Genomic DNA, 21,086 nt, shown 5'->3' with positions numbered 1-21,086 from the left:
AATGCAGAAAAGCCCAATGACAGTGCAGGGTGAACAACGCCTGCGCAAAGAGCTTGAACAGTTAAAAGGTGTTGAACGCCCCAGGGTAATTGAAGCCATTGCTGAGGCGCGTGAACACGGCGACCTGAAAGAAAACGCTGAATACCACGCTGCCCGTGAGCAGCAGGGATTCATTGAAGGTCGTATCCAGGAAATTGAAGCCAAGTTGTCCAATGCCCAGGTGATTGATATCACCGCCCTACCCAAAACCGGCAAGGTGGTGTTTGGTGCAACGGTTGAACTGCTGAATCTGGATACTGATGAAGAAGTCACCTACACCCTGGTGGGTGAAGATGAGGCGGATCTGAAGGTCAACAAGATCTCCTACACCTCACCCATTGCCCGTGGCCTGATTGGCAAGGAAGAAGGTGACGTGGCACTGATCAAAACTCCCAAGGGTGATGTGGAGTATGAAATCAGTCAGGTGATCTACGGGCAGGAATAGTGTTTCACTGAGCTATAAAAAAGCCGCCTGTGGGCGGCTTTTGCAGTCTGGGCGTTTTATTCTGAATAACGCAGCAGGTTGGATAGCTTAGGGTTGGGTTTGGCCGCAGCGCGATAATACAGTCCAATTTTACCGATGGATTGAATCACTTCCGCTTTTAACTTTTTTGCCAGTTGCTCCATCAGTTCCTTGCGTTCATCCCGGTCATTCACGGCAAAACGAATTTTGATCAGCTCGTGATCCGTCAGGGCGCGTTCAGCCTCCTTGATCACGCCTTCTGACAGGCCGTTCTCAGAAACCAGCACCACCGGGTTAAGGTGGTGTCCAATGGATCGCAGTTCTTTTTTTTGTGTGCCTTTCAGGCTCATGTTAATCTACTCAGCTTTGGTTCAGTAAGGGCATTGCCCGTTTTGCTGCCTATTCTAGTGCCTGGGATACTTCAGGTCATCCTTTCCGGTCGCTAAATTTTTGTGAGGTTGTTTTGGCGCGTTCAAAAACCAGTGCTGCCTGGATGAAAGAGCATGTGGATGATGTCTGGGTGCAGAAAGCTCAGAAGGATGGTTACCGTTCCCGTGCCACCTACAAGCTGGCTGAAATAGATGATAAAGATCAGCTGTTCCGGCCAGGTATGACCGTCATTGATCTGGGTTCAGCTCCGGGTGGCTGGTCGCAGCTGTTGTCTGAGCGCCTGGGTGGCAGAGGTAAAATTCTGGCCTCAGATATTCTGCCGATGGATGCAATACCGGATGTGCAGTTTATTCAGGGTGATTTCACCGAGGATGAAGTGCTGCAACAATTGCTGGATGCCATGCAGGGCAAACAGGCTGACCTTGTAATTTCCGATATGGCACCCAATCTCAGTGGTATGAATGCCATAGATCAGCCCCGAGCCATGTATCTGGTGGAGCTGGCGCTGGATCTGGCAGAGCAGGTACTGAAGCCAGGTGGTGATTTTCTTGCCAAGGTGTTTCAGGGTGAGGGTTATGAAGATTACCTTAAACTGCTGCGTAGTCGCTTTACCCGTGTGGTGACACGCAAGCCGGAAGCATCAAGAGCCAGATCCAGGGAGGTTTATCTGCTGGCGAAGGGTTTTAAAGGCTGATTTGCAACCAAAGAAAGTTATCACAGTCATACATAAGTTAAATGAAACACAGTTCGGTTTTTATCGGTCTGATGCACAAATTGCTGTAAGATGTAATCATTCAGTAAGCCTGCGTTCTTATCCATTTTCAGCGCTGCGGGCTTGATCAACAAGAGGGCAACGCCTTGAACGACATGGCCAAAAATCTCATTCTGTGGCTGGTAATCGCAGCAGTTTTGCTGACGGTGTTTAATAGTTTTAATGTTGAAACGTCACCCAACACAGTCAACTATTCACAGTTTGTGCATGAGGTACAGCAACAACAGGTCAGAAAAGTCGTGATTGATGGTTACGACATTTCCGGAGAGCGTACCGATGGCAGTCGTTTCAGTACGGTTCGTCCAGCAGCAGAAGATCCCCGCCTGATGGATGATCTGCTCAGCAACAATGTATTGGTTGAAGGCCGCAAGCCAGAAGGCCAGAGCATCTGGATGCGCCTGTTGATTGCCAGCTTCCCGATTCTGTTGATTATGGCGGTGTTCCTGTTCTTTATGCGCCAGATGCAGGGTGGCGGCGGTGGTCGTGGTGGTCCGATGAGTTTTGGTAAATCCAAGGCACGTTTGCTGACCCAGGATCAGATCAAGACCACTTTTGCTGATGTGGCCGGTTGTGATGAAGCCAAAGAAGACGTTAAAGAGCTGGTGGACTTCCTGCGTGATCCCGGCAAGTTTCAGCGTCTGGGCGGCAAAATTCCCCGTGGTGTGTTGATGGTCGGTAGTCCCGGTACTGGTAAAACCCTGCTGGCAAAAGCTGTAGCCGGTGAAGCCAAGGTACCTTTTTTCACCATCTCCGGTTCTGACTTTGTGGAAATGTTTGTGGGTGTGGGTGCGTCCCGTGTTCGTGACATGTTTGAGCAGGCCAAAAAACAATCGCCCTGTATTATTTTTATTGACGAAATTGATGCGGTCGGTCGTCATCGTGGTGCCGGTATGGGTGGTGGTCATGATGAGCGTGAACAAACACTGAACCAGCTGCTGGTTGAGATGGACGGTTTTGATCCCAATGATGGTGTCATTGTTATTGCCGCCACCAACCGCCCAGATGTACTGGATCCTGCGCTGCTGCGCCCCGGTCGTTTTGACCGTCAGGTAGTGGTTGGCTTGCCTGATATCCGTGGTCGTGAACAGATTCTGAAAGTGCACATGCGCAAGGTGCCGCTGGCGGATGATGTGAATCCTTCGGTGATTGCCCGTGGTACTCCCGGTTTCTCCGGTGCTGACTTGGCTAACCTGGTGAACGAGGCGGCACTTTTTGCTGCACGTACCGATCGACGTCTGGTGGGTATGGAAGAGTTTGACAAGGCCAAAGACAAAATCATGATGGGTGCTGAACGCAAATCCATGGTGATGACAGAAAGAGACAAGATCATGACCGCTTATCATGAAGCAGGTCACGCCATTCTAGGTCGATTACTGCCCGGCCATGATCCGGTGTACAAGGTGTCCATCATTCCGCGCGGTCGTGCGCTGGGTGTCACCATGTTCCTGCCGGAAGAAGATAAGGTCTCTTACAGCAAGCGTTACCTGTTAAGCCGTATTACTTCTGCTTACGGCGGTCGTATTGCCGAAGAAATGTTCTACGGCGCAGATGGTGTGTCCACGGGGGCGTCCAACGATATTCAGCAAGCCACCAAAATGGCTCGCAACATGGTGACCAAGTGGGGTCTGTCGGATAAAGCGGGTCCGGTACTCTACAGCGAAGAAGAAGGTGAGATTTTCCTCGGCAAGGGTAATGCCGGTGGCGGTAATATGAATGTCAGTGGTGAAACCGCCAAACTGCTGGATGCTGAAATTCGCAAGATACTGGATGACTGTTACGCTGAGGCAACTCGTCTGCTGGAAGAGCACCGAGAGCAGATGGAGCTGATGAAGGATGCCTTGATGGAGTATGAAACCATTGATGCCCATCAGATCGATCAGATCATGGAAGGCCGTACACCAGAACCACCCAAAGACTGGAATAATGACGGTGAAGGTGGTGTAAAAGCTGAATCAGATGAAAGCTCTGAAGACGTTGAAACTGACGAGCAGGATGATGAAGTGAAACCAGCAACCAAGCCCGCTGATCCTCTGGGTGGTTCGGTACACTAAATCGAATCCGGTCAGTAGTGAAATCCTGAACCCCGCTACGGCGGGGTTTTGTTTAAGGGTATAAAACAGATAAAGGTTGATCATGCTGTTTAATAATCTGGATCTGCAGCAGCCGCAAATTATGGGCATACTGAATGTAACGCCGGATTCCTTTTCTGATGGCGGCAGTTACTGTCGTGTATCTGATGCTGTAGAGCAAGCACTCAGGTTGGCGCAGGAAGGGGCGACTTTTATTGACGTGGGTGGTGAGTCTACGCGCCCTGGTGCCAGTTGTGTTGGCTCTCAGGAAGAGATGGATCGTGTGTTACCGGTGATTGAGGCGTTACGACAAGCTTCTGATGTGCTGATTTCGGTGGATACCAGTAATCCACAGTTGATGCTGGAGTCAGCACGGTTGGGAGTCGATCTAATTAACGATGTGCGCTCTTTAACGCGCCCCGGCGCATTAGAGGCTGCCATACAGACCGATTTGCCGGTGTGTATCATGCATATGCGTGGTGAGCCTTCTAGTATGCAGCAGCAGGCTGAATACACCGACGTAGTGGATGAAGTTAAAAGCTGGTTGATGCTGCGTCTGCAGCAATGTGTGGATGCGGGACTAAAAAAAGAGAAAATCCTGTTGGATCCCGGTTTTGGTTTTGCCAAGCATTTACAACACAACCTTGCTTTGCTGGCCGGGTTGCATGAAATTGTTGCACTGGGTCAACCGGTGTTGGCGGGAATGTCGCGCAAGCGTATGCTTGGCGAGCTGACCGGTAAGGATGTTAATCATCGTGATGCAGCGGGTATTGCAGCTCATCTGTTGGCCGTACAGCAGGGTGCAAGAATTCTGCGGGTGCATTCGGTGGCTGGATTAAAAGATGCTTTAAAAGTGTGGCAGGCGGTGGCAGCTGCAGACAGGAATTTACTGGGTAAATAAAAGAAAATGACAAGAAAATATTTTGGAACAGATGGTATTCGTGGGCGTGTTGGTGAGTTTCCTATTACTCCAGATTTTGTACTGCGCCTTGGCTGGGCGGCAGGTAAGGTTTTTGCTCAGCAGGGCAAAAAACGCATTCTGATTGGCAAGGACACGCGTCTTTCCGGTTATATGTTTGAGTCAGCACTGGAGGCAGGTTTGTCTGCTGCCGGGGTGGATGTTTATTTGCTGGGACCCATGCCCACCCCCGGTATTGCTTACCTCACACAAACCTTTCATGCTGATGCCGGTATCGTGATCAGCGCATCACACAATGCTTTTGAAGATAACGGCATCAAGTTTTTCTCACGTAATGGTGAAAAACTGCCGGATGAAGTCGAGCTGGAAATTGAAGCTTGGCTGGATAAACCACTTGAGACCGTAGCACCTGCACAACTGGGTAAAGCAAAACGCATCAATGATGCTGCCGGGCGTTATATCGAGTTCTGTAAAAACACCCTGCCATTCAGTGCTAGTCTGCAAGGCCTGAATCTAGTGGTGGATTGTGCACATGGTGCCACCTATCACATTGCTCCTGAGGTATTCAGTGAGCTGGGTGCGAGTGTGGATGTGATCGGTGCTGAACCCGATGGATTAAACATCAACAAGGGTTTTGGTTCCACCAATCCGCTGGCTTTACAGGCGCGAGTGCTGGCGATCGGTGCGGATCTGGGTGTGGGTTTTGATGGTGACGGTGATCGATTGGTAATGGTGACCCGTACCGGTCGTTTACTGGATGGGGATGACCTGCTTTATATCCTGGCAAAAGACATGCATCAGAAAGGTGTGCTGCAAGGTGGTGTGGTGGGCACTCTGATGACCAATCTAGGTCTGGAGCTGGCACTAAAAGAGCTTGGCATTGATTTTGTGCGTGCCAAGGTGGGTGACCGTTATGTGATGGCTGAGCTGCAGCAACAGGGTTGGTTGTTGGGTGGTGAGGGCTCCGGCCATCTGGTTTGTCGCCATGTGCAATCAACCGGCGATGGAATTGTTGCGGCTTTGCAAGTGTTGCAGGCCATTATGAAAGCAAATGGGCAGGTGGAAAGCCTGCTGCAAGGCATGAAAAAAATGCCACAGAGCCTGGTGAATGTCAGAACCAGTGCCAACAAGGAAGCTTTGATGCGGCACCCGCAAGTCACAGCAAAGGTTCAGGAAGTGGAAACACGAATGGCTGGTCGCGGCAGAATATTACTCCGTCCATCAGGCACTGAACCGCTGTTGAGGGTGATGGTGGAGGGAGACGATCAGGATGTGGTGCAGGCGCTGGCAGAAGAGATTGCAGCGGTGATTGCCGCTGTGGCTGGTTGAGCTTGGGGCGGTTTTTTAATAGAATCCACCTCCTTAAAATAACCAACAGGCTGAGCTGATGCGACAAAAACTGGTAGCAGGCAACTGGAAAATGCATGGCAACCTGCAGATGACACAGGACTTGCTGAAAAAGTTGCTTAAAAAACAGCTGCCAGCAGCACAACTGTTGGTCTGTCCGCCCTTCCCTTATTTACAACAGGCTGCACAGTTGTTGCAAGGGAGTACCATAGCTGTTGGTGCCCAGGATTGTGCGGTTGCTCAGGAAGGTGCTTTTACTGGTGATGTTTCTGCTTTAATGCTGGCTGATCTGGGTGTGACCCATGTGCTTCTGGGGCATTCCGAGCGTCGTCAGTACCAGCAAGAGAGTAACGAGCTGGTGTTGGCCAAGACTCAGGCAGCATTGGCTGCTGGTTTGATCCCCGTAGTCTGCGTCGGTGAAACCCTGCAACAGCGTGATGCAGGGTTAAGTGGTGAGGTTGTACTGGAGCAGGCCGGAGTCATTCTTCGGGGTTTAAATCGGGATCAACTGGATCGGGTGATTTTTGCTTATGAGCCGGTCTGGGCGATAGGTACCGGGTTAACGGCCTCACCGGAGCAGGCGCAGGAAATTCATGCCCTGTTGCGGTCGGTAGTTGCAAAAGTAGATAAAAAACTCGCAGAAAACATGCTGCTGCTGTACGGCGGCAGTGTAAAACCGGATAATGCCGCATCATTGTTTGGGATGACGGATATTGATGGTGGGTTAATTGGTGGTGCATCTCTGGATGCCGACCAGTTTTTGGCAATTGGATACGCAGCGGAATAAATTTATGCAAAGCATTGTTTTGATTGTGCATGTTTTACTGGCAATTGGTGTGGTTGCTTTAGTTTTAATGCAGCAGGGTAAGGGTGCTGAAGCGGGTGCGTCTTTTGGTGGTGGTGCATCCAATACCGTATTCGGCAGCTTGGGTCCTATAGGTTTCATCGGCAAGATGACGGGGTGGCTGGCAGCAGCGTTTTTTGCCACCAGCATGGGTCTGGCATATCTGGCGACTCAGCAGTACGGTGAAGATCCTGCTCTGTTATCTGAAGATGTTATTGAAGAGTTTGAACGTGAGCGCCTGCCGTTGCTGGATGATGCTCCTCTGACTCCAGCTCGCCCGCAAGAGTAAAAGGTTTTTTTTGCTGCGGGGGTTGCCAAGGTGGGGCTGCACCTCTATTATTTGCCCGCCTTGAGCACTTGTCAGTCAGTAATGGCACAGTGTAAAAGCCGAAGTGGTGGAATTGGTAGACACGCTATCTTGAGGGGGTAGTGGGCGTATGCCCGTGCGGGTTCGAGTCCCGCCTTCGGCACCAAGTGTTTAGTAATGTGGGAAGTATCAACAGGTATTTGGGGCTTTAGGTTGACCTTTGTGGTTGTCGCCCCTATAATACCTGCCTCTGATGCGGGGTGGAGCAGCCTGGTAGCTCGTCGGGCTCATAACCCGAAGGTCGTCGGTTCAAATCCGGCCCCCGCTACCAAGATTTATCAGAAGCCCCTTTTTTAAGGGGCTTTTTGTTAGGTCGAAAAAATCTTCGCACAGGCGGTTCCTATTCAGCCTCATCTCCGAAGTTTTCCGGCCTTTGATCATCTGATCTGCATTAGCAGAGTGCTGGAGCTTTTCCGTGGCAAGTAAAGACAAGTTGCTTGAGCAGCTGATTGAGCCTGTTGTTCAGTCTCTGGATTTTGAATTCTGGGGGCTGGAGTTAACCGGTCGTGGACAAAATACTCTGTTACGCGTCTATATTGAAAGTGATAAGGGCATCACGGTAGACGACTGTGCACGTGTGAGTCGGCAAATTAGTGCACTGATGGATGTCGAAGACCCCATTCCTTCTGAATACACCCTGGAAGTATCGTCCCCTGGTATGGATCGCCCCTTGTACCGGCTGGATCAGTATCAGCGTTATGCCGGTGAGCAAATACAGATCAAGTTGCGTCTGCCCTATGACGGTCAGCGCAAATTCACAGGTTTGCTGAAGGGCGTGGAAGAAGATGAAGTGGTTCTTCAGATAGAAGATGAAGAATATTGTTTTCCATTAGAAACAATCGACCAGGCAAGAGTCAAACCCGACCTGGACAAGCATAACAAGTAGCAAGGACAGTTTTCGAGAGGCCAAGGCATGAGTAAAGAGATCCTTTTGGTGGTGGATGCCGTCTCCAATGAAAAAGGCGTACCCAAGGACACCATTTTCGAGGCTATAGAAGCCGCGCTGGCAAGCGCAACCAAAAAACGTTTTATGGAAGACGGCGTGGATGTTCGCGTCAATATAGATCGCAAGACCGGTGAATATGAAAGCTTCCGTCGCTGGGCCGTGGTAGACGATGAAGATTTCAGTGAGCCAGACTGCGAGCTTCCGGCTTCTGAAGCAAAAGAAGAAGGATTAGTCGTCGGTGATGTGAAGGAAGAAATGATTCCTTCCATTGAGTTCGGGCGTATTGCCGCTCAGACTGCTAAACAAGTGATTGTACAGAAAGTACGTGAAGCCGAGCGCTCGGAAGTTATTCGTCAGTACCTGGATCACCAGGGTGAACTGGTTTCCGGTGTGGTTAAAAAAACCACTCGGGATGGCCTGATTGTGGATCTGGGTGGTAATGCTGAAGCCTACCTGTCACGTCACGAAATGATCCCTGGTGAAAAATTCCGTATGAATGATCGTGTACGCGCCATTCTGCTGGAAGTGAACCCGAATAATCGTGGTCCACAGTTGGTGCTGTCGCGCACCTGCCCGGAAATGCTGATTGAGTTGTTCAAAATTGAAGTGCCAGAAATTTCCGAGCAGCTGATCGAAATCCGTGGTGCTGCCCGTGATCCGGGTTCACGCGCCAAGATTGCGGTCAAAACCAATGATCGTCGTATTGATCCCGTTGGTGCCTGTGTTGGTATGCGTGGTTCACGTGTACAAGCGGTATCCACCGAGCTGCACAACGAGCGGGTTGATATTGTGCTGTGGGATGATAACCCCGCACAGCTGGTGATTAATGCTATGGCACCGGCAGAAGTTGCTTCTATTATTGTTGATGAAGATGCACATGCCATGGATGTGGCTGTTGCTGCTGACAATCTGGCACAGGCGATTGGCCGTGGCGGTCAGAACGTCAAGCTGGCACGTGACCTGACAGGCTGGCGCCTGAATGTCATGACGGAAGAAGAAGCCAGTGGTAAGCAGGAGCAGGAGCAGGATGGACTCATCCAGTATTTTGTCCAGCATCTGGAAGTGGATGATGACCTTGCACGCCTGCTGGTTGAAGAAGGTTTTACCAGTCTGGAAGAAGTGGCCTATGTGCCGCTGGAAGAATTTCTGGAAATTGAAGATTTAGATGAAGACCTGGTGAATGAGCTTCGCCGCCGCGCGAAAGACGAACTGCTGACACTCGAGATTGCCTCGGAAGAAGCATTGGCCGATGCCAAACCTGATGAAGCCCTGCTGAAACTTGAAGGGATGGATCGCATCCTGGCATCAGTACTGGCTCAGATGGGCATAACCACCCTTGATGATCTTGCCGAACAATCCATTGATGATCTTATGGATATCGAGGCTATGACCGAAGAGCGTGCCGGCAAACTGATCATGGCAGCCCGCGCTCACTGGTTTGAAGACGAAGCTTGAGCGCACGGGTCGTAGTTAGAGGAGATGGACACAGTGGCAGAAAACACCGTAAAAGAATTTGCTGAAGCAATAGGTCGACCTGTAGATGGTCTGCTAGACCAGATGAAGCAGGCCGGATTGGCGCACAAGAATGCTGATCAGACCGTATCCGAACAGGATAAAGAAACACTGCTGAGTTTTTTGAAGCGTAACAGTGTGGGTGGTGATGAACCGACACGGATTACCATGACACGCAAAGTCACTCAGCAGTTAAAAACCGATGGTCGTAAAAGCGTTAATGTTGAAGTGCGCAAAAAGCGCACCTTTGTTAAGCGCAGTGAAGTTGATCTGGCGCAGGCCAGTAAAGCAGAGGCAGAGGCAGAAGCGGCTCGCAAAGCTGCTGAAGCAGAGCAACTGAGGAAGGCGGAAGAAGAAGCTGAAATCAAGCGAAAACTAACTGAACAGCAGCGTCGTGAAGCTGAAGAAGCGGCTCGTGTGCAGTTGGAAGTTGAAGAAGCCAGCCGTCGTGCCCTGCAAGAAAACAAAGTGGCTGAGCCGGTGTTGGATGAAGAAGCTCAGAAAAAAGCTGAAGCTGAAAAAGAACGGCGCAAGCAGGACGAAAAACGTCGTGCTGAACAGGCTCGTAAAGCTCGCGCCAACCCAGTTGTGACTGGTGCAGATGAAGGCGTGGTGGAAGAGCCTGCTGAGTCACTGCTGAAAACAGCCAAGGTGACTGCCGACGACAAACCCAAAACATCCAAGCCGGGCAGTCGTAAATCCGCTGGTGGCAAAAAAACCGGCAGCAAACGCGAAGATGAGTTTGATGATCGTCGCCTGAGCCGTCGTGGTGGCAAGGATGACAAGCGTAAAGGCGGTCGTCGTGCGCCTGGTGCTACTCGTGAGCATGGTTTTGAGCGCCCCACAACCCCAATCAAGCGTGAGGTGCTGATCCCTGAAAGCATAACGGTTGCCGAACTGGCTGACCGTATGGCCATCAAGGGTTCTGAAGTCATTAAGGTGATGTTCAAGATGGGTGCCATGGCCACCATCAACCAGGTGATCGATCAGGAAACAGCCTCAATTGTGGTTGAGGAAATGGGTCATACACCCAAGCTGCAAAAAGAGAACGCTATAGAAACGGAGGTTCTCGATACCATCAGCTACGAAGGTCATTCCATTACCCGTGCACCGGTTGTAACGGTTATGGGTCACGTTGACCACGGCAAAACCTCGCTTCTCGATTACATTCGCCGTGCCAGCGTGGCAGACGGTGAAGCGGGTGGTATTACTCAGCATATCGGTGCTTATCACGTGGAAACAGATGGTGGCAACATGGTCACCTTCCTGGATACCCCCGGTCACGCGGCATTTACCGCCATGCGTGCGCGTGGTGCCAAGGCGACCGACGTGGTTATCCTGGTCGTTGCTGCTGATGATGGTGTGATGCCGCAAACCATTGAAGCAGTGCAACATGCCAAGGCTGCCTGCGTGCCACTGGTTGTCGCCGTTAACAAAATTGATAAAGAAGGTGCGGACCCAGATCGCATCCGTAATGAGCTGTCCCAGCACGAAGTTATTTCGGAAGACTGGGGTGGTGATACACCTTTTGTGCATGTTTCTGCCAAAAAAGGTACCGGACTGGATGCCCTGCTTGAGGCAGTATTGCTGCAATCCGAGATGCTGGAACTGACCGCAGTACCCGAAGCGCCCGGCAAGGGTGTGGTGGTGGAATCCCGTCTGGATCGCGGTCGTGGTTCGGTTGCTACGGTACTGGTACAAAACGGCACTCTGCGTAAGGGTGACATCGTACTGGCTGGCCTGAATTATGGTCGAGTACGGGCATTGATCGACGAAAACGGCAAACAGATCGATTCCGCGGGTCCGTCTATCCCAGTTGAAATTCTGGGTCTGGATGGTACGCCGGAAGCCGGTGATGAATTCACGGTAGTCAAAGACGAGAAAAAAGCTCGCGAAGTGGCGCTGTTCCGTCAAGGCAAATACCGCGAAGTCAAGCTGGCGCGTCAGCAGAAAGCCAAGCTGGAAAATGTGTTCAGCCACCTTGAGAAGGGTGAAACCGCCAGTGTTAACATCGTACTTAAATCGGATGTTCGTGGTTCTGTTGAAGCCATCATTGGCGCCCTGAAAGATCTGGAAACTGATGAAGTGAAGGTCAACATCGTTTCTTCCGGTGTTGGTGGCATCACCGAGACTGATGCCAACCTGGCGCTGGCTTCTGATGCCATCCTGCTGGGCTTCAACGTCCGTGCGGATGCTTCAGCTAAAGCCATTGTTGAACGTGAAGAGCTGGATCTGCGTTATTACAGCATCATTTATGAGCTGATTGATCAGGTCAAACAAGCCATGTCCGGTAAACTGGCTCCTGAATACCGCGAAGACATTGTGGGTATTGCAGAAGTCCGTGATGTGTTCCGCTCACCGAAGTTTGGTCAGGTTGCTGGCTGTATGGTGGTGGAAGGCACGGTTTACCGTAACAAGAAAATCCGTGTGCTGCGTGACAATGTGGTTATCTATGAAGGCGAGCTGGAATCTCTGCGCCGCTTTAAAGATGATGCCGGTGAAGTTCGTCATGGCATGGAATGTGGTATTGGTGTGAAGAACTACAATGACGTTAAAGTCGGCGATAAGATCGAAGTCTTTGACAAGATCAGGGTAGAGCGTAGTCTCTGAACCTGATCACCACCTGAAGCACACAAGAGCAGCCTCGGTTTTCCGATTCGTCGGGATCGAGGCTGTTTTATCAGGAGTCAGCATGAAAGAATTCAGTCGTTTGGATCGCATAGCCGATCAAATGCAGCGAGAGCTGGCAGTGATGATCCAGCGTGAAATAAAAGACCCACGCCTCGATGCCATGATTACCGTCAGTGGTGTCAAAGTCAGTAAAGACCTGGGTTATGCCGATGTTTATGTCACGGTGCTGGGTAAGGAAGACAAGCCGGAAGTGATCAAGGAAAACATGGCTATCCTCAAGCAGGCGGCCGGTTTTCTGCGTGGTCGTATTGGACAGAGCATTAAACTGCGTGTTGTGCCCCAGCTGCGTTTTCACTTTGATGAAAGTGTGCAACGCGGCCAGCAACTGAGCAGTTTGATTGAGCGGGCTGTTGCTGAAGATCGTAATCGCAACAAAGGATCTGACGAGGAATAAACCCCTCAGCTGCTGTTATGCAAAAAAAGATCCCCCGTAAAATAGTTGATGGTGTGTTGCTGCTGGATAAACCTCTGGGTTTATCCAGTAATCAGGCGCTGCAACGTATCAAGTGGCTGCTGAAAGCAAAAAAAGCCGGTCATACCGGAAACCTGGATCCATTGGCCTCGGGTGTTTTGCCCCTGTGTTTTGGTGAGGCCACCAAGTTTGCCAGTCAAGGATTGGATGCAGACAAGGTGTATGTCACCCGGATTCAACTGGGTGAAACCCGTGATACTGGTGATGCAGAAGGTCAGGTGGTGGAACGTTTTGTTTTGCCTGATCTTAATGCCAAGTATATACAGCAGGTGTTGCAGTCTTTCCTTGGAAAACAGCAGCAGGTGCCGCCGATGTATTCGGCGCTTAAGTATCAGGGGCAAAAGCTTTATGAGCTGGCTCGTGCCGGTAAAAGTGTCGAACGCCCCCCGCGAGACATCACGCTGCATCAGCTGGAACTACTGGAGTTCACATCCGACAGCCTGACGATTCAAGTGCATTGCTCCAAAGGCACTTATATTCGTGTGCTGGGTGAAGACCTGGCTCGTGCACTGGGTAGTGGTGGTTATCTAGCCAGTCTGCGGCGGACTCGCTCCGGTGATATCGGTGATGACTCACTGGTGACCTTGCCGCAATTGGAAGCCGCTTTTGAGCAGCAGGGTGAGGCCGGTATTCTGCAGTATTTGCAGCCAGTGGATTATCTGATCCAGCAGCTGCAAAAGGTGCAGGTGAATGCTGAAGATGCCGAGCGTTTGCTGCACGGACAGGCGGTTAAATTACTGGACGCGCCGGGTGCAATCGGTGAGAATGTACGCCTTTATACTTCGGATGAGCATTTTCTGGGGATGGCACAGCTGCAACAAGACCCCGTTAAGGACTGGTTGTTGCAACCGGTCAAGATGCAGAATACCGCATCCGACTGAAATAAAAGATGAATCAGGCAGGCTGTAACGTCGCACGGCTTTGCCCATGTATCGAAGCGACTGTGGAGTTTTAAAAATGCTGACCGCACAACATAAAGCTGAAATTGTAAAAGACTATGCCCGTGGCGAAAACGACACCGGCTCCCCAGAAGTACAGGTTGCTCTGCTGACTTTTGATATCAATACCCTGCAGGGTCACTTTGAAGTGAACAAAAAGGATCACCACAGCCGTCGTGGTCTGATCCGTAAGGTTAACCAGCGTCGTAAACTGCTGGACTACCTGAAGAAAAAAGACATGACCCGCTATGCGGATCTGATCAAACGTCTGGGTCTGCGCCGCTAAACCTTGGCGTAAGTCCACAAAAACCCCCGCAGCTTCGGCTCCGGGGGTTTTTGTTTTGTATCCGGTAATACTTTGTTTGTGTTGCAAGGCAGCGTATGATAGTCGGGCTAATTAATGGCGAAAAAAATTGTATTCAAAGGAAAAATCTGTGACTCCAGTAGCGATTAAAAAAACCTTCCAGTATGGTCAGAACACCGTCACCCTCGAAACAGGTCGCATTGCCCGTCAGGCCAGTGGTGCCGTTCTGGTCACTGTAGATAACACCAGCGTGCTGTGTACCGCTGTTGCTAAAAAAGATGTTAACCCAGCCCAGGATTTTTTCCCGTTGGCTGTTTTTTATCAGGAAAAAACCTACGCTGTCGGCAAAATCCCCGGTGGCTTTTTCAAGCGTGAAGGCCGCCCGACTGAAAAGGAAACCCTGATTTCCCGTTTGATCGACCGTCCGATTCGTCCTCTGTTCCCTAAAGGCTTCATGAACGAAGTGCAGGTTATCTGTTCTGTCGTTTCTGCCGAACGTGGTATGGAGGCAGACATTGCAGCCATGCTTGGTGCCTCTGCTGCTCTGTGTATTTCGGGTGCGCCATTTAATGGTCCGTTGGCTGCTGCCCGCGTGGGTTATACCGATGCCGGTGGTTACATGCTGAACCCCAGCTCGGTACAGCTGAAAGATTCCCGCCTGGACATGGTGGTGGCCGGTACGGAAGCGGCGGTACTGATGGTTGAATCCGAAGCCAAAGAACTGACCGAAGACCAGATGCTCGGCGCAGTGCTCTTCGCCCATGATCAAATGCAGGTCGCTATCCAAGCCATCAAAGAATTCACTGCTGAGGCCGGTAAGCCAGCATGGGACTGGCAGCCTGCGCCACGTGATACCAGCACCGAAGAACTGGTGCGCCCGCTGGCAGAAGCCGGTATTCGTGAAGCTTACAAAATCACCGACAAAATGCAACGTTACACACGTCTGGATGAAGTGCGCCAGAATGTAATCGCCCAGCTGGTAACTGATGCTGAAGGTGCCCCATCCAAGGATGCGGTCAAATCAGTATTTGCCAAGCTGGAAAAAGAAGTGGTTCGTAACAACGTGCTGGATGGCGCACCGCGTATTGATGGTCGTGACCTTAAAACCGTGCGCCCGTTGACCATCGAAGTGGGTGTGCTGCCCAAGGTTCACGGTTCAGCATTGTTCACCCGTGGCGAAACTCAGGCGCTGGTTGTTGCCACGCTGGGTACCAGCCGTGATGCACAAATCATCGAAAGCCTGGAAGGTGAGTTCAAGGACAGCTTCCTGTTCCACTACAACTTCCCTCCTTTCTGTGTTGGTGAAGCGGGTTTTATGGGTGGCCCCAAGCGTCGTGAAATTGGTCACGGTCGTCTGGCCAAGCGTGGTGTTCAATCCATGCTGCCATCCGAGAGTGATTTCCCCTACACCATTCGTGTGGTTTCAGAAATCACCGAGTCCAACGGTTCCAGCTCCATGGCTTCGGTCTGTGGTTCTTCTCTGGCACTAATGGATGCCGGTGTACCGCTGAAGGCTCCGGTAGCGGGTATTGCCATGGGTCTGGTCAAGGAAGGTGAGCGTTTTGCAGTACTGACCGACATCCTGGGCGATGAAGACCACCTGGGTGACATGGACTTTAAAGTAGCCGGCTCTGCTGCCGGTGTGACTGCTTTACAGATGGACATCAAGATCGAAGGCATCAATGAAGAAATCATGGAGCAGGCATTGCAACAGGCCAATCAGGCTCGTATGGAGATTCTGGAGCAGATGAATCAGGTGCTGCCCAGCGCTCGTTCTGAGTTGTCTGATAATGCACCCACCATGACCACTATCAAAATTGATACCGACAAGATCCGTGATGTTATTGGTAAGGGTGGTGCCACCATCCGCAGTATTACCGAAAAAACAGGCGCATCCATTGATATCAACGATTCCGGCGAGATCAAGGTGTATGCTGATTCTCAGGAATCTGCACGTGCTGCCATAGATATGATTCTGGGTCTGACTGCCAGTGCGGAAATCGACAAGGTCTATATGGGCAAGGTTGCCCGTCTGGCTGACTTTGGTGCTTTTGTGACCTTCCTGCCGGGTCAGGATGGCTTGGTGCATATTTCTCAGATTGACAACAAGCGGGTTGAGGCCGTCAAAGACTATCTGACCGAAGGTCAGGAAGTACTGGTCAAGGTGATCGATATTGATAACCGCAACCGTGTAAAACTGTCTATCAAGGAAGTAACTGAAGAAGACAAGGCTGCTTTTGCGGCTGCCGCACAGGGTTAATCCTGATCTTCTGCAATAAAAAACGGCCGTAAGGCCGTTTTTTATTGCAAGGTGGAAAAACAAACTCAGTCTTTCACTTCCTGTAGTTCAACCTTGAAGATCAATGCAGCATTCGGGCCGATAGCACCACCAGCACCGGCTGGGCCATAAGCCAGATCAGCAGGGATATAAACCATCCACTCACTGCCTTGTGGCATCAGCTGCAGTGCTTCCTGCCAGCCGGCAATGACCTGATCAACACGGAAATCCACCGGCTCGCCGCGCTGGTAAGAGCTATCGAATACCGTACCATCAATCAGGGTGCCTTCATAGTGAACTTTCACGCTGGAGGTGGCCTGAGGCTTGTTACCCTTGCCGGCTTTGATGACCTTGTATTGCAAACCGCTATCGGTGACTTTAACACCAGATTTGCGGGCATTAGCGGCCAGAAAATCCTGGCCTTCTTTTAAATTGCGCTCCGCTGCTTGATTAGCAGCCTGTTGTGCTTCAGCCATCAGGTTCTGCTGCAGTTCTTCCAGGATCTGGCCGATTTCGTCATCACTGATTTTTTGTGGTTGACCGGCATAAAGATCCTTGAGGGCGCTGCTGAAGCTGTCCACATCCAGATTCTGGATATCCTGTTGCAGCTGGCGGCCTACCATAATGCCAAGACTATAACCCACCCGCTCCTCGGTTGTTTTGGGGGTGGCTGCTGAGGCCGTAATCGGTAAGGCCAGCGAGAGGCTGACTGCTGTGGCTAAGGTCAGCTGGCCCAATTGTTTGTACATGATGACTCCTTATAGGTTTTTCTTGGTTATAACAACTGAGTTGTTTTAGGTGTTGCCGTGGAATATAAGTTCCTTAACGACGCAAATGGCGTTTTTCCAGCTGTTCACGCAAGCGAACAGAGACCGAACCTACATCCTGCTCATCCAGTATAATCGCTAGCATGACTCGGAGTGGCGCGTCATCCACGGTAGTGGGATCAGAAAAGCAGTGGCAGAGGTTTTCAATCAGTGCAGCTTCCTTGTTCTCACACTCAATTAATCCCTGGCGCTCCTGGTAATAATAATAAAGTACGGCCTGTTCCTGCTGCTCAGCCAGCAATTCCGCTTTCAGAATATGCTCACGCATCCGGTGCAGTGGGCCATCTTCGTGCATATCTGCTTTTTCGGCCAGACGTTTAAGATCATTGGCCTGACGGCGCAATTGCAGGGTGTAATCCCGGTGCCAGTTTTCCAGCTGCTGAAATGCTTGCGGCCAGTCAGGGGCAAAGCGCAGCTGCTGCTGTGCAACCCAGAGGGCAAAAAATATCAGATTAACGTTGGCACCACTTTCATCCTGAAGTTGCAGACAGGCATCCTTGATGCGCTTGAGCTGATAGAGGCTCAGCGAAAAACGCCAGAAAGGGTTATCATGCAGCAGCATTTTTTTATCCTTATTACGGGAAACTGGTCGGGAGCAACAAGCTATGATGACATTTCGTGGTCTGACACTGCAACGGGGCGATTTGCGCCTGTTGGAAAATACCAGTGTCAGCCTCCACTCAGGCTGGAAAGTGGGTCTGACTGGAGCAAATGGCTCAGGCAAGTCATCTCTCTTCAAGCTGCTGTTAGGTGAACTTACACTGGATGCCGGTGAGCTGCAAATGTCCGGCTACGACCGCATTGCTCATATGGCTCAGGAGGTGGCGGGATTGATCCAGCCAGCCATAGACTATGTGCTAGAGGGGCATCAGGAGCTGACCGCTGTTGAGCAGGGGTTAAAGGAAGCGGAGGCCAGTGGCGACAATCATCGGCTGGCAGAATTGCACGATCAGTTTGACCTGCTGCGGGGTTATTCCAAACGGGCTGAAGCAGAACAACTGCTGGCGGGACTGGGCTTCCCGCAGGATACCTTCAACAATCCGGTGAACAGTTTTTCCGGTGGCTGGCGTATCCGTCTGAATCTGGCGCGTACCCTGTTTATGCCTTCTGATCTGCTGTTACTGGATGAGCCCACCAACCACTTGGATCTGGATGCTACCCTCTGGCTGGAAAGCTGGTTACGCACTTATCCCGGCACCCTGTTATTAATTTCTCATGATCGTGATTTTCTCGATAATGTCGTGGATCACCTGCTGCATGTTGAGGCACGCCAGCTGAACCTCTACAAAGGGGGTTATTCTGCTTTTGAGCGGCAGCGGGCAGAACGGCTGGCACAACAACAGTCGATGTTTGAAAAGCAGCAGCGTGAAATGGCACACATGGAAGACTTTATCCGCCGCTTCAAAGCCAAGGCCACCAAAGCCAAACAGGCACAGAGCCGTATCAAGGCACTGGAGCGGATGGAAAAAATTGCTCCAGCACATGTGGATTCACCCTTTCATTTTTTATTTCCTGAAGCCAGCCAGTCATCCGATCCGTTGTTAGTGATGCGTGATGCCACGCTGGGTTATCAGACAAAACCCATTCTGCAGCAGGTGGGTTTTACTCTGCATCCGGGACAGCGGATTGGTCTGCTGGGCCCCAACGGTGCGGGTAAATCCACCCTGATCAAAAGCCTGGTGGGAGATTTGCCGCCAGTGACAGGGCAACGTACACCGGGTGAACATCTTTATATTGGTTATTTTGCCCAGCATCAGCTGGAAGCACTGGATGTGAATGCCACACCGCTGCTGCATCTGCAGCGTTTGTCTCCCGATGCCCGTGAACAGGAGCTGCGTAATTTTCTGGGTGGTTTTGGTTTTCAGGGTGATGAGGTATTATCACCGGTCAGTCGTTTTTCCGGCGGTGAAAAAGCCCGTCTGGCACTGGCAATGATTGCCTGGCAGAAACCCAACCTGTTGCTGCTGGATGAGCCAACCAACCACCTGGATCTGGAAATGCGTCATGCCCTAACATTGGCATTACAAGAGTTTTCTGGGGCAGTGATGGTGGTCTCTCACGACCGACATTTGCTGAGCAATACCGTGGACGAATACTGGCTGGTGGTGGATGGTGGCATCAGCAACTTTGAAGGGGATCTGGAGGATTATGCGCGTTGGTTAAAAGAACGCCAAGCCGCTGAACGGCGAGTGGATAAAAACAGGGTAGCTCCGGTTGTGGAGCAGAGTGTGGCCGCTCCTGTAAATAAAAAAATGGATCGTAAAGAAGCGGCACGCCTGCGGGAACAGCTCAAACCCTTAAAAAACCAGGTCAACAAGCTGGAACAGCAGATGGATCAGGCCAGAGCCAGTCTGACGCGCATTGAGGAAGCCCTAGCGGAAACCTCACTCTACAGTGATGCGGGTCGCAAGGCAGAACTCCAATCACTGCTGAAGGATCAGGGCAGCCTGCAGCAGCAAGTGGATACCCTGGAAATACAATGGCTGGAAGCCAGTGAAGAGCTGGAAGCCCGCACCGCAGCGCTGGGGCTTTAGTCCTCTTTGTACACCATTTTACGGCTCATGCCGCCATCCAGTACAAAGTCCTGCCCAGTCACAAAACCGGCCAGATCCGAGGCCAACCAGAGCACCAGCCCGGCAACATCATCGGGTTTACCCATACGGCCAACCGGGTGTTGCTCATGGTCTTCGTCCGAGTGAAACGGCTGGTAACGTGAGCTGGCCTTCTGCCACTCACCCACTTCAATCCAGCCGGGGCTGATGGAGTTGACCCGTACATCCGGCCCCAGGCTCATGGCCAGCGCATGAGTGAGTGCCAAGACCCCCCCTTTGCTGGCGGAGTAGGCTTCAGTATCCGGTTCGGACTGGATGGCGCGAGTCGAGCCTAGGTTAATGATGCTGCCCCTAGTGTTGCGTAGATCTTCGGCTGCGTGTTTACTGCATAAAAAAACCCCGGTCAGATTCACATCCAGATAGCGTTGCCAGGTGGCAAGATCCAGATCTTCCAGCGCACCAGTAAAAGGATTGGCAATACCGGCATTATTGACCAGTAATTTTACCTGTCCCATTTTTTCATGGGTGGTACGCATCAGTTGTTGTACCTGATCTTCGCGAGAAACATCCACAGGTTGAAAGTGCACCGTGCCGAGGTTATCAAAAAGATGGATACACTCGGTTCCTGCCTCACCATCAATATCTGCAATCATGACCTGCCAGCCCTGTTGTAACAGTACGCCGGTAATGGCACGGCCAATGCCCTGGGCACCACCGGTCACAACAGCAACGGGTTTTGATTGACTCAAGGTTCTTCTCCTCAAATTCGGGTCAGGGGTGATTCAAGCATAAAAGTCACCGGCCCATCGTTGGTCAACTGCACCTGCATGTTGGCACCAAAACGACCGCTGGCAACGGGTGAGTGACAGGCATGTGCCAAACTCAGAAAGTAATTATAGAGCAACTCCCCTCGGGTTGGGTCTGCCGCACTGGAAAAACCCGGACGTAACCCCTTGCGGGTGTCTGCGGCCAGCGTGAACTGAGAAACAATCAGTAGACCACCGCCAGACTGCTGCAATCCAAGATTCATTTTACCTGCTTCATCAGCAAAAATCCGGTAGTGTAAAAGTCGATTTAATAACCACTCAGCATCCTGTTCGGTATCCCGTTTTTCTACACCCAGAAACACCAGTAACCCCTGCTTTATTTGACCGACCAGTTGGCCACTAACATCCACACGGGCTTCGGTCACTCTCTGTATTAATGCCTTCATTTTGTACCGGATTCCTTTAGTGTTATAACGCGCAATGCATAATATTAAATAATCAGAACGCTTGATATCCATAAACCGATTTGCCATTCTGGTTATCAGGCAGGGCTTTTGCTGTGTTCTGCAGGCTGAATTCTGGCCGAAAC

Annotated in this window: 20 protein-coding genes and 2 tRNA genes; 17 read left to right on the top strand and 5 right to left on the bottom strand. The window is 51.2% G+C overall.

What is annotated here, in order from left to right; genetic code table 11:
• Nucleotide 1: 1 nt before the first annotated feature.
• Nucleotides 2–484 (top strand): transcription elongation factor GreA, encoded by a 483-nt coding sequence (gene greA, locus IBX50_RS00790; protein ID WP_292252591.1) that lies wholly within the window; start codon nt 2–4, stop codon nt 482–484.
• A gap of 56 nt (nt 485–540) precedes the next feature.
• On the opposite strand, the gene yhbY is transcribed toward greA, so the two are convergent.
• On the bottom strand, nt 541–852 hold the full coding sequence (yhbY, locus tag IBX50_RS00785; protein WP_292252590.1) for a ribosome assembly RNA-binding protein YhbY: 312 nt from the start codon (nt 850–852) through the stop codon (nt 541–543).
• 113 nt (nt 853–965) lie between these two features.
• On the opposite strand from yhbY, the gene rlmE reads away from it, so the two are divergent.
• From rlmE to pnp, 15 genes are all read left to right on the top strand, one after another.
• A complete protein-coding gene (rlmE, locus tag IBX50_RS00780) occupies nt 966–1,586 on the top strand; it encodes a 23S rRNA (uridine(2552)-2'-O)-methyltransferase RlmE (RefSeq protein ID WP_292252589.1) in 621 nt (206 codons plus the stop codon).
• Between the two features lie 164 nt (nt 1,587–1,750).
• The gene (gene ftsH, locus IBX50_RS00775) at nt 1,751–3,715 is read left to right on the top strand and encodes an ATP-dependent zinc metalloprotease FtsH (protein WP_292252587.1); all 1,965 of its coding nucleotides are present in this window, start codon (nt 1,751–1,753) and stop codon (nt 3,713–3,715) included.
• Between the two features lie 82 nt (nt 3,716–3,797).
• Nucleotides 3,798–4,634, top strand: coding sequence for a dihydropteroate synthase (folP, locus tag IBX50_RS00770; RefSeq protein ID WP_292252585.1), 837 nt, complete (start codon nt 3,798–3,800; stop codon nt 4,632–4,634).
• A 6-nt stretch (nt 4,635–4,640) separates the two neighbouring features.
• The gene (glmM, locus tag IBX50_RS00765; RefSeq protein ID WP_292252584.1) at nt 4,641–5,981 is read left to right on the top strand and encodes a phosphoglucosamine mutase; all 1,341 of its coding nucleotides are present in this window, start codon (nt 4,641–4,643) and stop codon (nt 5,979–5,981) included.
• 58 nt (nt 5,982–6,039) lie between these two features.
• Nucleotides 6,040–6,786: a triose-phosphate isomerase gene (gene tpiA / locus IBX50_RS00760; RefSeq protein WP_292252583.1), complete on the top strand. Its 747-nt coding sequence runs from the start codon at nt 6,040–6,042 to the stop codon at nt 6,784–6,786.
• 4 nt (nt 6,787–6,790) lie between these two features.
• Nucleotides 6,791–7,132: a preprotein translocase subunit SecG gene (secG, locus tag IBX50_RS00755; RefSeq protein WP_292252582.1), complete on the top strand. Its 342-nt coding sequence runs from the start codon at nt 6,791–6,793 to the stop codon at nt 7,130–7,132.
• 97 nt (nt 7,133–7,229) lie between these two features.
• Nucleotides 7,230–7,316 (top strand) — tRNA-Leu (locus IBX50_RS00750).
• A gap of 88 nt (nt 7,317–7,404) precedes the next feature.
• A tRNA-Met gene (locus IBX50_RS00745) sits at nt 7,405–7,481 on the top strand.
• Nucleotides 7,482–7,625: 144 nt separating this feature from the next.
• Nucleotides 7,626–8,096, top strand: a complete 471-nt coding sequence (rimP, locus tag IBX50_RS00740) for a ribosome maturation factor RimP (protein ID WP_292252581.1) — start codon at nt 7,626–7,628, stop codon at nt 8,094–8,096.
• A gap of 27 nt (nt 8,097–8,123) precedes the next feature.
• Nucleotides 8,124–9,611, top strand: a complete 1,488-nt coding sequence (gene nusA, locus IBX50_RS00735; RefSeq protein WP_292252580.1) for a transcription termination factor NusA — start codon at nt 8,124–8,126, stop codon at nt 9,609–9,611.
• Between the two features lie 33 nt (nt 9,612–9,644).
• The gene (infB, locus tag IBX50_RS00730) at nt 9,645–12,278 is read left to right on the top strand and encodes a translation initiation factor IF-2 (RefSeq protein ID WP_292252579.1); all 2,634 of its coding nucleotides are present in this window, start codon (nt 9,645–9,647) and stop codon (nt 12,276–12,278) included.
• A gap of 82 nt (nt 12,279–12,360) precedes the next feature.
• A complete protein-coding gene (rbfA, locus tag IBX50_RS00725) occupies nt 12,361–12,753 on the top strand; it encodes a 30S ribosome-binding factor RbfA (RefSeq protein ID WP_292252578.1) in 393 nt (130 codons plus the stop codon).
• Nucleotides 12,754–12,770: 17 nt separating this feature from the next.
• Nucleotides 12,771–13,712 (top strand): tRNA pseudouridine(55) synthase TruB, encoded by a 942-nt coding sequence (truB, locus tag IBX50_RS00720; RefSeq protein ID WP_292252577.1) that lies wholly within the window; start codon nt 12,771–12,773, stop codon nt 13,710–13,712.
• Nucleotides 13,713–13,788: 76 nt separating this feature from the next.
• On the top strand, nt 13,789–14,055 hold the full coding sequence (rpsO, locus tag IBX50_RS00715) for a 30S ribosomal protein S15 (protein WP_292252575.1): 267 nt from the start codon (nt 13,789–13,791) through the stop codon (nt 14,053–14,055).
• Between the two features lie 148 nt (nt 14,056–14,203).
• Nucleotides 14,204–16,333 carry a polyribonucleotide nucleotidyltransferase gene (gene pnp / locus IBX50_RS00710; protein ID WP_292252574.1) on the top strand — a complete coding sequence of 710 codons (2,130 nt, stop codon included), beginning with the start codon at nt 14,204–14,206 and terminating at the stop codon, nt 16,331–16,333.
• Nucleotides 16,334–16,398: 65 nt separating this feature from the next.
• Here pnp and IBX50_RS00705 read toward each other — a convergent pair whose 3' ends face one another.
• Nucleotides 16,399–17,100 carry an FKBP-type peptidyl-prolyl cis-trans isomerase gene (locus IBX50_RS00705; protein ID WP_292252572.1) on the bottom strand — a complete coding sequence of 234 codons (702 nt, stop codon included), beginning with the start codon at nt 17,098–17,100 and terminating at the stop codon, nt 16,399–16,401.
• 73 nt (nt 17,101–17,173) lie between these two features.
• A complete protein-coding gene (locus IBX50_RS00700) occupies nt 17,174–17,740 on the bottom strand; it encodes a TIGR02444 family protein (protein WP_292252570.1) in 567 nt (188 codons plus the stop codon).
• A 43-nt stretch (nt 17,741–17,783) separates the two neighbouring features.
• Here IBX50_RS00700 and abc-f point away from each other — a divergent pair, with 43 nt between their 5' ends.
• Nucleotides 17,784–19,712, top strand: a complete 1,929-nt coding sequence (abc-f, locus tag IBX50_RS00695) for a ribosomal protection-like ABC-F family protein (protein ID WP_292252568.1) — start codon at nt 17,784–17,786, stop codon at nt 19,710–19,712.
• Here the strand turns inward: abc-f and IBX50_RS00690 are convergent.
• Complete coding sequence (locus IBX50_RS00690) at nt 19,709–20,479, bottom strand: glucose 1-dehydrogenase (RefSeq protein ID WP_292252567.1); 771 nt, start codon at nt 20,477–20,479, stop codon at nt 19,709–19,711. The two genes, abc-f and IBX50_RS00690, sit on opposite strands and share 4 nt — an antisense overlap.
• 11 nt (nt 20,480–20,490) lie before the next feature.
• Entirely contained in the window at nt 20,491–20,943 is a 453-nt protein-coding gene (dtd, locus tag IBX50_RS00685) for a D-aminoacyl-tRNA deacylase (RefSeq protein ID WP_292252566.1), read from the bottom strand.
• Nucleotides 20,944–21,086: the final 143 nt, after the last annotated feature.

It is taken from the genome of Marinospirillum sp. (assembly GCF_014859565.1).
This window is presented reverse-complemented; position numbering and strand designations above follow the sequence as displayed.